Annotated in this window: 13 protein-coding genes; 10 read left to right on the top strand and 3 right to left on the bottom strand. The window is 60.8% G+C overall.

All coding sequences use genetic code 11. The features are described 5' to 3' along the window. Positions 1-21: 21 nt before the first annotated feature. A complete protein-coding gene (argE, locus tag ASU23_RS15550; RefSeq protein WP_058038211.1) occupies positions 22-1,209 on the bottom strand; it encodes an acetylornithine deacetylase in 1,188 nt (395 codons plus the stop codon). 141 nt (positions 1,210-1,350) lie between these two features. Here argE and ASU23_RS15545 point away from each other — a divergent pair, with 141 nt between their 5' ends. From ASU23_RS15545 to ASU23_RS15525, 5 genes are all read left to right on the top strand, one after another. Further along, positions 1,351-2,388, top strand: coding sequence for an Lrp/AsnC family transcriptional regulator (locus tag ASU23_RS15545; protein ID WP_301336400.1), 1,038 nt, complete (start codon positions 1,351-1,353; stop codon positions 2,386-2,388). Between the two features lie 51 nt (positions 2,389-2,439). After that, positions 2,440-3,000 carry a TIGR03086 family metal-binding protein gene (locus ASU23_RS15540; RefSeq protein ID WP_007731584.1) on the top strand — a complete coding sequence of 187 codons (561 nt, stop codon included), beginning with the start codon at positions 2,440-2,442 and terminating at the stop codon, positions 2,998-3,000. 51 nt (positions 3,001-3,051) lie between these two features. Continuing rightward, positions 3,052-3,660 (top strand): TetR/AcrR family transcriptional regulator, encoded by a 609-nt coding sequence (locus ASU23_RS15535; protein WP_019746515.1) that lies wholly within the window; start codon positions 3,052-3,054, stop codon positions 3,658-3,660. 1 nt (position 3,661) lies between these two features. After that, complete coding sequence (gluQRS, locus tag ASU23_RS15530; protein ID WP_058038210.1) at positions 3,662-4,558, top strand: tRNA glutamyl-Q(34) synthetase GluQRS; 897 nt, start codon at positions 3,662-3,664, stop codon at positions 4,556-4,558. 255 nt (positions 4,559-4,813) lie between these two features. Continuing rightward, the gene (locus ASU23_RS15525; protein WP_003943863.1) at positions 4,814-5,554 is read left to right on the top strand and encodes an EAL domain-containing protein; all 741 of its coding nucleotides are present in this window, start codon (positions 4,814-4,816) and stop codon (positions 5,552-5,554) included. Between the two features lie 28 nt (positions 5,555-5,582). On the opposite strand, the gene ASU23_RS15520 is transcribed toward ASU23_RS15525, so the two are convergent. Next, positions 5,583-6,236 carry a DUF4190 domain-containing protein gene (locus ASU23_RS15520; RefSeq protein ID WP_030535740.1) on the bottom strand — a complete coding sequence of 218 codons (654 nt, stop codon included), beginning with the start codon at positions 6,234-6,236 and terminating at the stop codon, positions 5,583-5,585. Between the two features lie 130 nt (positions 6,237-6,366). On the opposite strand from ASU23_RS15520, the gene ASU23_RS35330 reads away from it, so the two are divergent. The 3 genes from ASU23_RS35330 to ASU23_RS15505 all read left to right on the top strand — a co-directional run bounded on the left by ASU23_RS35330 (position 6,367) and on the right by ASU23_RS15505 (position 8,912). After that, a complete protein-coding gene (locus ASU23_RS35330) occupies positions 6,367-7,086 on the top strand; it encodes an RDD family protein (RefSeq protein WP_047271549.1) in 720 nt (239 codons plus the stop codon). 8 nt (positions 7,087-7,094) lie between these two features. Continuing rightward, on the top strand, positions 7,095-8,060 hold the full coding sequence (locus ASU23_RS34910) for a hypothetical protein (protein ID WP_207624207.1): 966 nt from the start codon (positions 7,095-7,097) through the stop codon (positions 8,058-8,060). Between the two features lie 117 nt (positions 8,061-8,177). After that, positions 8,178-8,912 carry a queuosine precursor transporter gene (locus ASU23_RS15505; protein WP_030535741.1) on the top strand — a complete coding sequence of 245 codons (735 nt, stop codon included), beginning with the start codon at positions 8,178-8,180 and terminating at the stop codon, positions 8,910-8,912. On the opposite strand, the gene tgt is transcribed toward ASU23_RS15505, so the two are convergent. After that, positions 8,903-10,192 carry a tRNA guanosine(34) transglycosylase Tgt gene (gene tgt / locus ASU23_RS15500; RefSeq protein WP_054188626.1) on the bottom strand — a complete coding sequence of 430 codons (1,290 nt, stop codon included), beginning with the start codon at positions 10,190-10,192 and terminating at the stop codon, positions 8,903-8,905. The genes ASU23_RS15505 and tgt overlap by 10 nt on opposite strands. A 192-nt stretch (positions 10,193-10,384) precedes the next feature. Here tgt and ASU23_RS15495 point away from each other — a divergent pair, with 192 nt between their 5' ends. After that, entirely contained in the window at positions 10,385-11,176 is a 792-nt protein-coding gene (locus ASU23_RS15495; protein WP_058038209.1) for an enoyl-CoA hydratase/isomerase family protein, read from the top strand. 26 nt (positions 11,177-11,202) lie between these two features. Continuing rightward, positions 11,203-12,174, top strand: a complete 972-nt coding sequence (locus ASU23_RS15490; RefSeq protein WP_007731596.1) for an ABC transporter substrate-binding protein — start codon at positions 11,203-11,205, stop codon at positions 12,172-12,174. Positions 12,175-12,280 lie beyond the last annotated feature (106 nt).

Below are 12,280 nucleotides of genomic sequence, written 5' to 3'. Positions count from 1 at the left end.
CCTTAGGGGGGTCAGGGTGGGTCAGGCGCGGGCGTGAGCGATGACGTTCCGAACGAACTGCTCGCACTGTGCCAATTGGTCAAGTGTCACGTACTCGTCAGGTGCATGCGCCTGAGTGATGCTTCCCGGCCCACACACGACAGTGGGGATACCGATAGTCGCGAACATCCCGGCCTCGGTGGCGTACGCGACCTTTTCGTCCGATGCCCGACCACCCCATTGTTCGACCAGTGCGGCCGCCGAAGCATTCGCATCCGTCTCCAGGGGAGGAACCGAGGCCGACACGTGCATCATCACGGAGGCTGACGGGTATTCTTCCTGCATCAGGTTTTCGATCCGATTCGCCTCGGCGGCAAAGCGTTCGAGCAAATCTGCGGCGCCAGCTGAGCTGATGCTCCTGAATTCGAAAGTGATGGAGCAATCCTCGGGGACAGTGTTCACTGCGATCCCGCCGGATACGAGATTGACCGAACACGTCGTCCAGGCCACGTCGAATGCGTCGTCGTACGGGCCGGACGCACGGAGCTCGTCGGCCGCGCTTCTGACGAATCGAATCAACTCCGCGCCGTATTCGATCGCGTTGACTCCTTGCGGAGTGAGCGACGAGTGCGCCGAAACACCATGCAGATCAACACGTATGACGTTCATCGACTTGTGTGCGCGAATGACCCGCATCTCCGACGGCTCTCCGACGACGCACACATCAGGGCACAGGTTCCGGGAAACAACCTCCTCGACCAACCCGGCCGCACCGATGCAGCCGACTTCCTCGTCGTAGGAGAATGCAAAGTGAATCGGCTTCGCCAGCGGCCGAGCAACGATGTCGGGGATCGCAGCGACGACGATCCCGATGAACGACTTCATGTCGCACGTGCCACGTCCGTACAGGCTTCCGTCGCGAACGTCGGGCGTGAAAGGGTCGCTACTCCAGTCTTGATCGTCGACCGGCACTACGTCTGTATGGCCGGAGAACATCACACCGCCGGCAGTACTTCCGTCAGGAGGCGTGAACGTTGCCAACAAGTTGAGCTTCGTTCCCTCGTCATCGGCAACAAGTACCGGCTCGACCCCATGGCGACGTAGTTCCGCCGCAATGAGATCGATCAACGGTCGATTGCTCACGGCACTCGTCGTATCGATTCCGATGAGGCGTTGCACCCACTCGAGGCTTCTCTCGGTCGGAACAGCGGGCAACGTGGTCGATGACATCTGGTTTCTCCTTTCACAGCATGAACGCGGTGGGCACTCGCCACCGCGTTCTGCCCTTCGAGCATGAATGAAGTGATCCCAGACACAATGAAGATGCACGATACTTGCACCATGATCGAATAAACGCAGGATTCCGCCGTACTGGACGACGTCGACCTCGCCCTGATCAATTGCCTGCAACTCGACCCGCGAGCGTCGTGGCGCACGGTTGGCGACGCGCTCAAAGTAGATCCGGTTACCGTGGCTCGCCGCTGGCAGCGGTTACAGGATTCCGGCACCGCTTGGGTCTCTGCCAGGGCAACCGGCCATGGCCGTCCGGAATCGTGTCTGGCTTTCGTCGAAGTCGACTGCACGACTTCGAACGCGTTGACGATTGCAGAACGACTTGCCCGCTGGCCGCACGTGCTGAGCGTCGAACACACAAGCGGCCCAGGCGACTTGACTCTTCTCGTCGAGGTCAGAGACATGGCTTTCCTGTCGCGTTTCCTGCTTCGCTCACTCGCGTCGGTGCCCGGGATCGTCAGTTCGCGTGCACACCTCGTCACCGAGGTCTTCGCGATCGGAGACGACTGGAAATTGCAGGTACTCGATGCCACGCAGCGGGCGGTGATGACAGACCGGCCTGTGCGCTACAAATATGCTCCGACGGATCAGCGCCATCACGGGAAGACCTTCGACGCGGTCGACCGCCAATTGATATTGAAGCTGGGCGAGGACGGTCGATCCTCGATTGCCGAGCTCACGGTCGGTACCGGCCTCAGCGAAAGTACGGTCAGGCGGCGACTTGCCGAACTGACGTCGCGCAACCAAATCGTGTTCCGCTGCGACGTGTCTCTACCGCTGTCCGGCTGGCCCCTCGTGACCTGGGTGTGGGGATATGTCGATCCCACGGACCGGTCGACGATTCGCGCTCTGATGGAGCGAGTGCCTGGAACACGAGTGTGCATGCGGATATCCGGTGGACGCGCCAACACACTGCTCGCGATCGCCGCACACTCCCTTCGCGAAACTCCCATTACCGAAGTACAACTCGCACAAGAGGCACCGGGCCTGGTGGTGCTGAACAGGTCAGTGGTGCTGCGATCGATGAAGAGGGTGGGCCGACTTCTCGACGACGAGGGCAAGAGTGCCGGGGTCGTACCGATGGACATCTGGGCGGAAGCCCCGGAGATCGAGTGAATGTCCGAAATAATCAATCACGATGCGCTGTGGCGGTGAAGGATTGTTGTCATGACTTCAACAGAGATCTCCCCCGCCCAGCGTTATCGGGATCTGGCTGCCGGATTCACGGCCCGGATCGACGCCGTACCCGCCGACCGCTGGGACGACGATTCCCCCTGCGAGGGCTGGACCGCCCGCGACGTGGTGAGACACGTGCTCGACAGCGAACGAGACATGGTCAAGGTAGTCGGCCTGGAATTGGCACCCGGTCCGTCGGTCGACGACGACCCGTCGGCAGCCTGGGCGGCCGTCCGCGATTCGATGCAGGAAATTCTGGACGATCCGGCAAAGTCCACCCTGGAATACGACGGACACTTCGGCAGGACCAACCTCGGGGCCACGGTCGAAGGGTTTTTGTGTTTCGATCTGGTCATCCACGGTTGGGACCTCGCGGCCGCAACCGGCACCGATACGACGATGCGAGACGCGGACGTGGAGTGGGTGTCGGAGATCGCCGCGGGCCTGGGCGAGTCGATCCGCATGAGCGGTGTGTGCGGCCCGGAAATACAGGTTCCGGACAACGCTGACAAAGCGACGAAACTCCTTGCCTTCCTCGGCCGGAAGGCGTGAAAAAGCACCCCTGACGTGGGCATTACTTCCATACGCATGTAATGTCGCGGTATGCCGGAACGCCGAAAATCCTCCACGAGTCCAGACCTGCTTGCGGCGGCATTGTTCGATGTCGCCGCGGAATCCGGACTGGAAAATGCCAGCGTTCGCGAGGTCGCAAAACGGGCGGGTGTCTCGATCGGCGCAGTGCAACATCATTTCTCGACCAAGGACGAGATGTTCGCATTCGCACTGCGAACACTCGTCGATCGATTGTTGACGCGACTGGCCGAATCGTCCGCCGACGCAGACCCGCATACCGCCCTGTTCCAGGCGCTCTCGCAACTCCTGCCCCTCGACGAGCAACGCACGCGTGAGGCGCATGTGCTCGCCGCGTTTGCCGTGCGCGCCGCAACCAGTGAGTCACTCTCCGAAATTCGCCGGACAACCCTGTTCACAATCCGCACCGGCATCTCGACAGTTCTGATCGGCATCGGAACTCCGGAAGCGGAAACCAGAGCGGCACTTCTGCTTTCAACCGTCAATGGATTGGCACTCGACGCACTCGGAAGCCCCGCCATGTATCCGCCGCAGTACCTCGATCACGCTTTGGAAACCCAGATCCGCCTCACCCTGCACGACGCCGAGAACCCGCTCGCCTCCGTCGGGCTCGCCAGCTGACGTGGAAGGAGCAGGACGCTTCGCGCCGAGCCCGTCTGGCGATCTCCATCTGGGAAACCTCCGAACCGCCCTCTTGGCTTGGCTTTTCGCCCGCACCAGCGGGCGCGACTTCCTCATTCGGGTAGAGGATCTCGACCGTGTCCGCCCCGGCGCGATGGAACGACAACTCGACGATCTGCGCAGGCTCGGCCTCACGTGGGACGGCCCAGTCGTATTGCAGTCACACCGTCTTCCCTTGTACCACAAGGCTATCGACCAATTGCGCGAGCGTGACCTGACCTATCCCTGCTTCTGCACACGCAAGGAGATCCTGCAGGCACCGTCAGCGCCCCATGCTCCAGACGGCGCCTACCCCGGCACGTGTCGGAACCTTTCGGAGGCCGAACGCGCCGAGAAATCGGCAAGTGGCCGATCTCCCGCGCTGAGGCTACGGGCCGGCATCGACTCGTTCACCGTCCATGACGAACTGTTCAGCGAGGTGACGGGACCAGTCGACGACGTCGTCCTGCTCCGCGGAGACGGGGTGCCCGCTTACAACCTTGCCGTTGTCGTCGACGACGGTGCACAGAACATCGACCAGGTGGTTCGCGGCGACGACCTCCTGACCTCGGCTCCACGTCAGGCATACCTTGCCCGGCTGCTCGACATCGAACCACCGTCGTACGCCCACGTTCCTCTTGCCTTGAACATTGAAGGCAAGCGACTCGCGAAGCGCGACGGCGCAGTGACTCTGGCAGATCAACTCGAGGCCGGACGCAGTGCCGAGCAGGTTCTGACGATGATCGCGTCGAGCATCGGTCTCGCCGAACCCGGCGAGGTTGTCACACCACCCCAATTGGCGGATCGATTCGACTCTCGCAAGATCCCCCGGACCCCGTGGATTTTCCCGGCGAAGTAAGTGACGTATCAATCGGTGCCTCGTCGGAACAAAACTACGATTGTCCGATATGACAAAGCCGTCCGCAATAGCTATTCGTTGGCAATTCTCGAATAGTGAAGTACGGTCGAGACTGGCGAAGGAAATTCAGGGCGAGTTGTTCCTGCAAAACCACGCCCGGGATCTGAACCTGGAATCCGACCACAGTACCCACTTGCAGCATCCACGCTGACACGCACGTGCGGCACGGGCGACTCAGGACGAAAAGGAATACGCATGGTCCGCGAGCTTCGCGAGGCACTCGACGACCATCAATTCGAGGTGTTGTATCAACCCCAGGTCAATCTGAACTCGTCAGCAATTATCAGCTATGAAGCTCTTTTGCGTTGGCGCCATCCGCTGCGAGGGTTGATCGAACCTCAAGATTTCATGCGCTCCGCCGAATCCTCTGGGCTCATCATTCCCATCGGGCTACAAGCTCTGGAAATGATTTGTGCCCAAACAGCGTCGTGGCCTGAGCACATGATGGTCGCGGTCAACTTTTCGCCTCGCCAACTCGCTACCCCGCACGCCGCTCACGAGATCCTCGGAGCGCTCGACAGTTCACAAACGCCACTGAGCAGAATAATCGTGGAAGTCACCGAACTCGGCGTCGTAGGCCGGCATGCCGCCGAGACTCTTCACGTCTTGCACAACGAGGGAATTCGAATCGCGCTGGATGATTTCGGGGCGGGCTTCGCGTCCTTCTCCGCATTGTCGGAATTGCCGCTCGACATTCTCAAGATCGACCAATCCTTGACCTGGGCCGTCAGCGCAGCGGGTCGTGCTGGAGACCGCGCCTTCATGGTCATGGAGTCCATCGCCGACATCGCTCGGAAGCTAGGGCTTGATTCGATCGCAGAGGGCGTCGAAACCGCGGAACACGCAGCCAACGTCTTGCGGGCCGGCTGCGACATGGGCCAGGGCTATTACTTCGGCAAGCCACTTCCTGCGTCGTCCGTCGTCACTCCCGTGTGAGCGCTCGCCACTTCAGCACGACGACACTTCAGTACGACGACGATGCACTCGCTATGAGTGCGACCACGAGAATCACGGCAAAAATTGCCAAGAAGGCCGCGCCGACCGCAATTCCGGCTATCGCAAGCCCGCGCCCCTGTTGACCTGTCTGCTTGATCTGATTGAGCGCGACAATTCCCAGAATGATTCCGACGATTCCGCCGAGACTGTAGAAGCAACCACCCGCAAGCGATACAACCAGCGATGCAATTGCGAGACCATTGGTGCCGACCGGCTGCATCGGCGGTGCGTACCCACCCGCGAATTGATTCGGTTGACCGTACGGGTTCGGAGGTTGGCCGTACTGAGGCTGTCCGTATTGAGCCTGTCCGTATTGTCCGGGTTGCTGATATTGATTCTGCTGATATTGATTCTGCGGTCCGAAATTCTGCGGCGGCAGGTACGGGTTCGGTTCACCGATTCCGCCCGGCTGGGGGTTATTACCGGGCGGGTTGTACGACGGCGGTGGATAACCCGGGTACTGCTCGTTGGGAGTGGTATATCCGGGAACTTCAGGTGAAGACTGCGTTTCGGACGGGGACACGCCGTACCCCTCAGGAGGCAGGCTCGGAAATTCTCCGTACCCAGGTTTTGCCTGGTAATCGCTCGAAGAATCGTCGTTGTTGCCCCCGGAACTCGTCATACAACGCAGCCTAAACCACAGGTGACCTCCGAATCCAAGTGAGCAGATGTCATCCACATCGCTCTTTGATCCCAGTAGGGTCATATCCACTGTCACACTCGAGCGCGATATTTACGACTGAGGGGAACACATGACAACCGGTGGGTACGACCCCAACCAGAATCCAGAAGGCGGGAAGCAATTCCCACCCCAGGATCCATATGGCCAGCAGGGAACACCTCCTCCCGGAAGTTACCCCCCTCCCGCAGGCCCCCCGCAAGGCGGAAGCTACCCGCCCCCGCAGGGCGGAAACTTCCCGCCCCCTCAGGGTGGCAACTACCCGCCTCCCGGTGGATACCCGCCGCCGCCCCAGGGCGGAAACTTCCCGCCGCCTCCGCAGTTCAACGACCAAGGTGCGTACGGCGGAGGAAACCGGCTGCCTTCGGGTGCTCAGCCGGGCGATCTGTGGATTCGACTCGGTGCCCGCATCATCGACGGCATCATCGTCGGCGTCATCGCCGCGATTCTGGCTCTATTGGTCAGTGACTCCGACAGCTTGATTCTGGTCTCGGGACTGTTCTCGGGAATTCTGACCTTCGCTTACTTCATCGCAATGGAAGTAACGCAGGGTCGGACTTTGGGAAAGATGATTCTGGGCCTTTCAGTACACGGTCCGGGTGGCGCACCTCGCCCCTCCGTCCAGCAGTCTGCGATTCGCAACGCCTTCACGTTGCTCTCGATCATTCCGATCATCGGCGGAATCCTCGCGTTGGTCGCCTACATCGTCATCGCGGTCACGATCAACAACAGCCCCACCAAGCAGGGCAAGCATGACGAGCTCGCTGGTGGAACTCAGGTAGTCAAGGGTTAGGTGCGCATATGACAACCGGTGGGCACGACCCCAACCAGAATCCCGAGGACGGAAAGCAATTCCCGCCCCAGGATCCCTACGGCCAGCAGGGAACGCCTCCTCCTGGGAGCTATCCCCCGCCGGCGGGGCCTCCGCAGGGCGGAAGCTACCCGCCGCCCGGTGGATACCCCCCACCTCCTCAAGGTGGCAATTACCCGCCGCCAGGTGGATATCCGCCGCCTCCGCAGGGTGGAAGCTATCCCCCTCCCGGAGGCAACTACCCACCGCCCGGTGGATACCCGCCACCTCCCGGAGGCGGTAACTTCCCACCGCCGCCCGCCAACGACTACGGCGCAGGATTCGGTGGACCGCAGCTTTCTGTGGGTGCGGCAATTACCTACGGCTGGAACAAGTTCAAAGACAACGCATTGGTTTGGATCGGAATCTCGATCATCGCGTTCTTGATCGCCGGACTGATCCAGGGCGCTTTCAACGGCTTCGACTACACCAACACAGAGTTCAGCGCGCTGTCCATTGTGGGTGGATTGGTCACCGCTATCGTCGGCTACATCATCCAAGCCGCATTCCTTCGTGGAGCGTTGAGCGAATTGGATGGAATCAAGCCGGCTTTCGGCACCTTCTTCCAATTCACCAACATCGGCGCAGTTGTTCTCGGCGGTTTCCTGGTAGCAGTGGCAACTTACGTCGGTTTGGCTCTCTGCATCATTCCCGGCATCATCGCGGCGTTCCTGCTCTACTACACGCTGACCTTCATCGTGGACAAGAATCAGGATGCGATTTCGGGCATCAAATCGAGTTACGCGTTGACCTCGTCGAACGTCGGGACATTGGTCCTGCTGGCGCTCGCTCTGATCGGTATCAACATCATCGGCGCGCTGCTGTGTGGAATCGGTCTTCTGGTGACGGCGCCCGTCGCACTGATCGCCAGCACCTACGCATACCGCGTGCTGACCGGCGGTCATGTAGCTGCCTGATCAGTTCGTTTGCATCACCGAAGGCCCTGCGGTTCCACGTGAAACCGCAGGGCCTTCGGTGTGTTCTGCGCAACTGGACGGTCGCCAACTCGCATCCGAGCGCCTTGTGGTGCTTGGATGACGGACGTGACAGCTCAGGATCAGCAAGACGAATCGACCCACGAAACCAAATTTGCGCACGTCAGCCGGGGTTATTACCCGACGATCGTCGCGCTCTTCACCGCAACGCTGCTGATCTCGAACGTGGCGGCGACCAAGGGGGTCGCCTTCTTTGCGGATTCCGACTTCTCGCTCGGTCCCTTGCAGATTCTGCCCATCATCACCGATGGTGGATTCTTCTTGTTCCCGCTCGCCTACGTCCTCGGTGACGTGCTCAGCGAGGTCTACGGCTTCAAAGCGACCCGACGCGCGATCTACCTGGGCTTCGGCGCACTGATTCTTGCCGCTGCGTGCTTCTGGATTGCAGTGCAACTCCCGTCGGCAGAGTTCTACGAGAACCAGGCCGCCCTCGAAACCGTGGTCGGTGTCATTCCCCGGCTACTGGTCGCGGGCTTGGCCGCCTACCTCGTCGGACAGCTACTGAACTCACTGGTTCTGGTCATGATGAAAAAGCGCATGCAGGAGAAGCATCTGTGGGCGCGGCTGATCGGCTCGACCGTCGTCGGCGAATTCGCCGATACCCTCATCTTCTGTTCCATCGCGGCCGGTGTCATCGGCATCAGCACATGGGAAGACTTCATCAACTACGTGCTGGTCGGCTTCCTGTGGAAGACGCTTGTCGAGGTTCTGGTCATGCCGATCACCTACCGCGTCATCGCATACGTGAAGAAGCGCGAACCGACCTACGCCTGAGGTGCAGGCGTCTTCGCCGCGTAGAACTTTCCGAGCATGTCCGCCTTGAAGTCGTGGAAATACCCACCTTCGATGCTGGCTCGGATATCGTCGACCAACTTCACGGTGAATCGCTCGTTGTGGATGGTGCAAAGCGTCGACGCGAGCATTTCCTTCGCCTTGAAGAGGTGATGGATGTACGCGCGGGTGTAATTGGCGCACGTGTAGCAGTCGCACTCGTCGTCGATAGGCGTGAAGTCACGACGGAATCGGCTGGTGTTGATGTTGAACCTGCCGGAGCGGACGTAAATCGCAGCATTGCGAGCAACACGCGACGGGTTGACGCAGTCGAAAGTGTCCGCGCCGTTCTCGATTGCGACGAAGAAGTCGTCCGGTTCACTGATGCCGAGCATATGACGCGGCTTGTTCTCGGGTAGTTCCTCGTTACACCAACGCACGATCGTTCCGAGGTTCTGCTTCTCGAGGGCGCCGCCGATGCCGTAGCCGTCGAAGCCGTATCCGTTCTCGCCTTCGATCGACTCGAGTCCGCGGCAGGCTTGACGTCGCAGATCTTCGTACTGCGCGCCTTGGATCACGCCGAAGAGAGCCTGATAGGGCTTGTCAACGCGTTCGGCGGTGAGCTTCTCATGTTCATTGATACAGCGGATCGCCCACGCCTGCGTGCGCTCGACCGATCGCTCCTGGTAGCCGCGGGTGTTGAGCAGCGTTGTGAGCTCGTCGAACGCGAACATGATGTCGGCGCCGAGCTGATGCTGGATCTGCATCGACACCTCGGGGGTGAAGCGATGCTTACTGCCGTCGAGGTGCGATTTGAACGTCACGCCCTCGTCGTCGACTGTCGCGAGACGCTCCTTGCCCTTCGCGATGACGTCGTCGGACTGCACACCGACGGCCTCCATCGCGAGCACCTTCTTGAACCCGACACCAAGCGACATGACTTGGAAGCCACCGCTGTCGGTGAAGGTGGGCCCGTCCCAGTTCATGAACTTGCCCAGCCCGCCGGCCTCGTCGACGATGTCGGGTCCCGGCTGCAAGTACAGGTGGTACGCATTGGCGAGCAACGACTGCGCACCGAGTTCCTTCATGGACTCGGGCAGCACGGCCTTGACCGTGGCCTTGGTTCCGACAGCCACGAACGACGGCGTCGCGATATCGCCGTGCGGTGTGTGGATGGTTCCGGTTCGTCCGAGCCGGTCCTCGAGCCTGGTCCCAATGGTGAAAATCGACTCGGGACGCTTGTCGACGGAGGGCGCGGGCGGTGTCGGTACTGCAGAAGTCACGGGCTCAATCCTGTCACAGGAGCAAATATCGCCGTGATCACAGCGAAGAAAGTTCCTACGCGATCAGCATCCGACATTGGTCTACTGACCGAACCCGAGCGGTACCGCCGCGTGAGGGTCCCCACCATACTTCCCACTACGCATCCCCCGGCTCGACCGGTTTACCCCGCCAACCCGCTGACAGGAGCTCACTTGACGAGACAGACCGGCCAGACCTACAACTTCGTCACCGTCGACGTCACAGACTCGATTGCCACCGTGACTATCGACAAACCTCCAGCCAACGCATTCAACCCCAGCATGATCGCCGAGCTTCTGGAGATACTGCCGGTACTCGCGTCGGACCAGACCGTCCGCGTCATTGTCGTGACGGGCACTGGACGGTTCTTCGTCGCCGGTGCGGACATCACCGTGATGCGCGAGCTGACGGAAGAAACTCAGCGCGCGATGCGCCCGTGGGTCGACGTACAGTGGATCCTCGAGTCGGCTCCCAAACCTGTCGTCGCGAAGATCAACGGGCACGCACTCGGCGGCGGAGCAGAACTGACGTTGGCCTGCGACTTCCGCATCATGGCGCAGTCGGCGACCATCGGCTTCCCCGAGATCGGACTTGGGCTTTTTCCGGGTGCCGGTGGCAGCCAGCGACTTCCACGCCTCATCGGGGCTCACCGAGCCAAAGTGCTCATGATCGAAGGCAAGCGCCTCAGCGCCGAGCATGCACTCGATATCGGCCTGGTCGACACCGTCGTTGCGGACGCCGACCTCGATGCGCATTGCGCTGACCTCGCACGCGAACTCGCGACGAAACCCACTGCCACCATCGGAATGATCAAACGCATTGTCGACGAGGGCATGTCGTTGCCGCTCGATCAAGCGCTGGATCTCGAATTCGAGGCAGTGCTCGACCTGATCAAGACGGACGACGCTGCTGAGGGACTTCAGTCATTCCTCGACAAGCGGTCCCCCACCTTCACGGGACGCTGACAGCTCCCATTTACCGAGAGGCCATCATGCTCAACAAATTTCAGAAGAAATGGGTGGGCGCAGTCGCTTCTCTCGCCGCCCTGACGATCGCCGTCAGCGGATGCACCCGCCCCGCTACCGACAACTCCGCCGAAAGTGGTGGCCTGGTACGGATCGCGGTAGGTGTAGACCCGTCGTACGCCCCGATTTTCCTCGCCGACCACGAGGGCATGTTCGAGGCCGCCGGCCTCGACGTCCAGGTCATCCAGACCGAAGGCGGGGCAGCAGGCGCCCAGAACGTCGTAGCCGGAACTTCGGAACTCTCCGGCAATGCCGACTCGACGGCACTGTCCGTCATGGCCGCCAATCCGAGCCTGCGGGCGCTGGGCGTATTTCAGGAATCCGACCGATACTTCCAGGTTGTACTGAGGAATGGCGTCGAGCCGAAGTCGATCAAGACCATGGGCGTCTTCCCCGGCATCGGCCTCTACTTCACGAACCAGTACCTGGCCAGTCTCGGCATCGACCCCACGACGGTCACACTCGTGAGCACAAGCCCGCCCGAACAGCCTGCTTTGCTGGCGCGCGGTGACATCGACGGCTTCCTGTCCTTCGACCCCTGGGTGACGCAGAGTGTCAATACCGGCGGGCGCGTTGTTGCCACGACCGGCGACTTCGGCGCCAAGTACGCCCAATGGATCATCGCTTCGGACAACTGGTTGTCCGCGAACGAAGAAACCGCAGGCAAGGTGTTCAAGGTGATCTCGGAAGCGTCGGCAATCGTGAACTCGGATCCGGATCGGGCTGCAACCGCAATTGCCGCGTCTATCCAGATGGACCCGGCCGAGGCCGCAGACCGGGTGACCCAAATCGATTTCGGTGGACGCGGATTCACCGAGGACGACGTGGAGCGCGCAAACGAACTTGTTGCATTCTTCCGCGAGCAGGGCAAGATCTCCGCGGACATCGATCCGTCCGCTGTCCTCCTCTCGGGATGGTTCGAGCAGAACGCCGCCTGAGCGGAGAGTGAGAACGGGTCCGGTGGGCAGACCGAAATCATGTCGCCCACCGGCCCGCAGAACTACGTTCGACTCCAGTCGGTTCGGCGATATCTTTCGATTGAAA

It is taken from the genome of Rhodococcus sp. KB6, from assembly GCF_001445685.1.
Taxonomy (GTDB): domain Bacteria; phylum Actinomycetota; class Actinomycetes; order Mycobacteriales; family Mycobacteriaceae; genus Rhodococcus_F; species Rhodococcus_F qingshengii.
This window is presented reverse-complemented; position numbering and strand designations above follow the sequence as displayed.

Bases quoted from the DNA above. Each gene is read 5' to 3' on its own strand.
- argE (WP_058038211.1), bottom strand. From the start codon at position 1,209: ATGTCATCGACCACGTTGCCCGCTGTTCCGACCGAGAGAAGCCTCGAG.
- ASU23_RS15540 (WP_007731584.1), top strand. From the start codon at position 2,440: ATGACTTCAACAGAGATCTCCCCCGCCCAGCGTTATCGGGATCTGGCT.
- ASU23_RS15535 (WP_019746515.1), top strand. From the start codon at position 3,052: ATGCCGGAACGCCGAAAATCCTCCACGAGTCCAGACCTGCTTGCGGCG.
- ASU23_RS15525 (WP_003943863.1), top strand. From the start codon at position 4,814: ATGGTCCGCGAGCTTCGCGAGGCACTCGACGACCATCAATTCGAGGTG.
- ASU23_RS15520 (WP_030535740.1), bottom strand. From the start codon at position 6,236: ATGACGAGTTCCGGGGGCAACAACGACGATTCTTCGAGCGATTACCAG.
- ASU23_RS35330 (WP_047271549.1), top strand. From the start codon at position 6,367: ATGACAACCGGTGGGTACGACCCCAACCAGAATCCAGAAGGCGGGAAG.
- ASU23_RS34910 (WP_207624207.1), top strand. From the start codon at position 7,095: ATGACAACCGGTGGGCACGACCCCAACCAGAATCCCGAGGACGGAAAG.
- ASU23_RS15505 (WP_030535741.1), top strand. From the start codon at position 8,178: ATGACGGACGTGACAGCTCAGGATCAGCAAGACGAATCGACCCACGAA.
- ASU23_RS15490 (WP_007731596.1), top strand. From the start codon at position 11,203: ATGCTCAACAAATTTCAGAAGAAATGGGTGGGCGCAGTCGCTTCTCTC.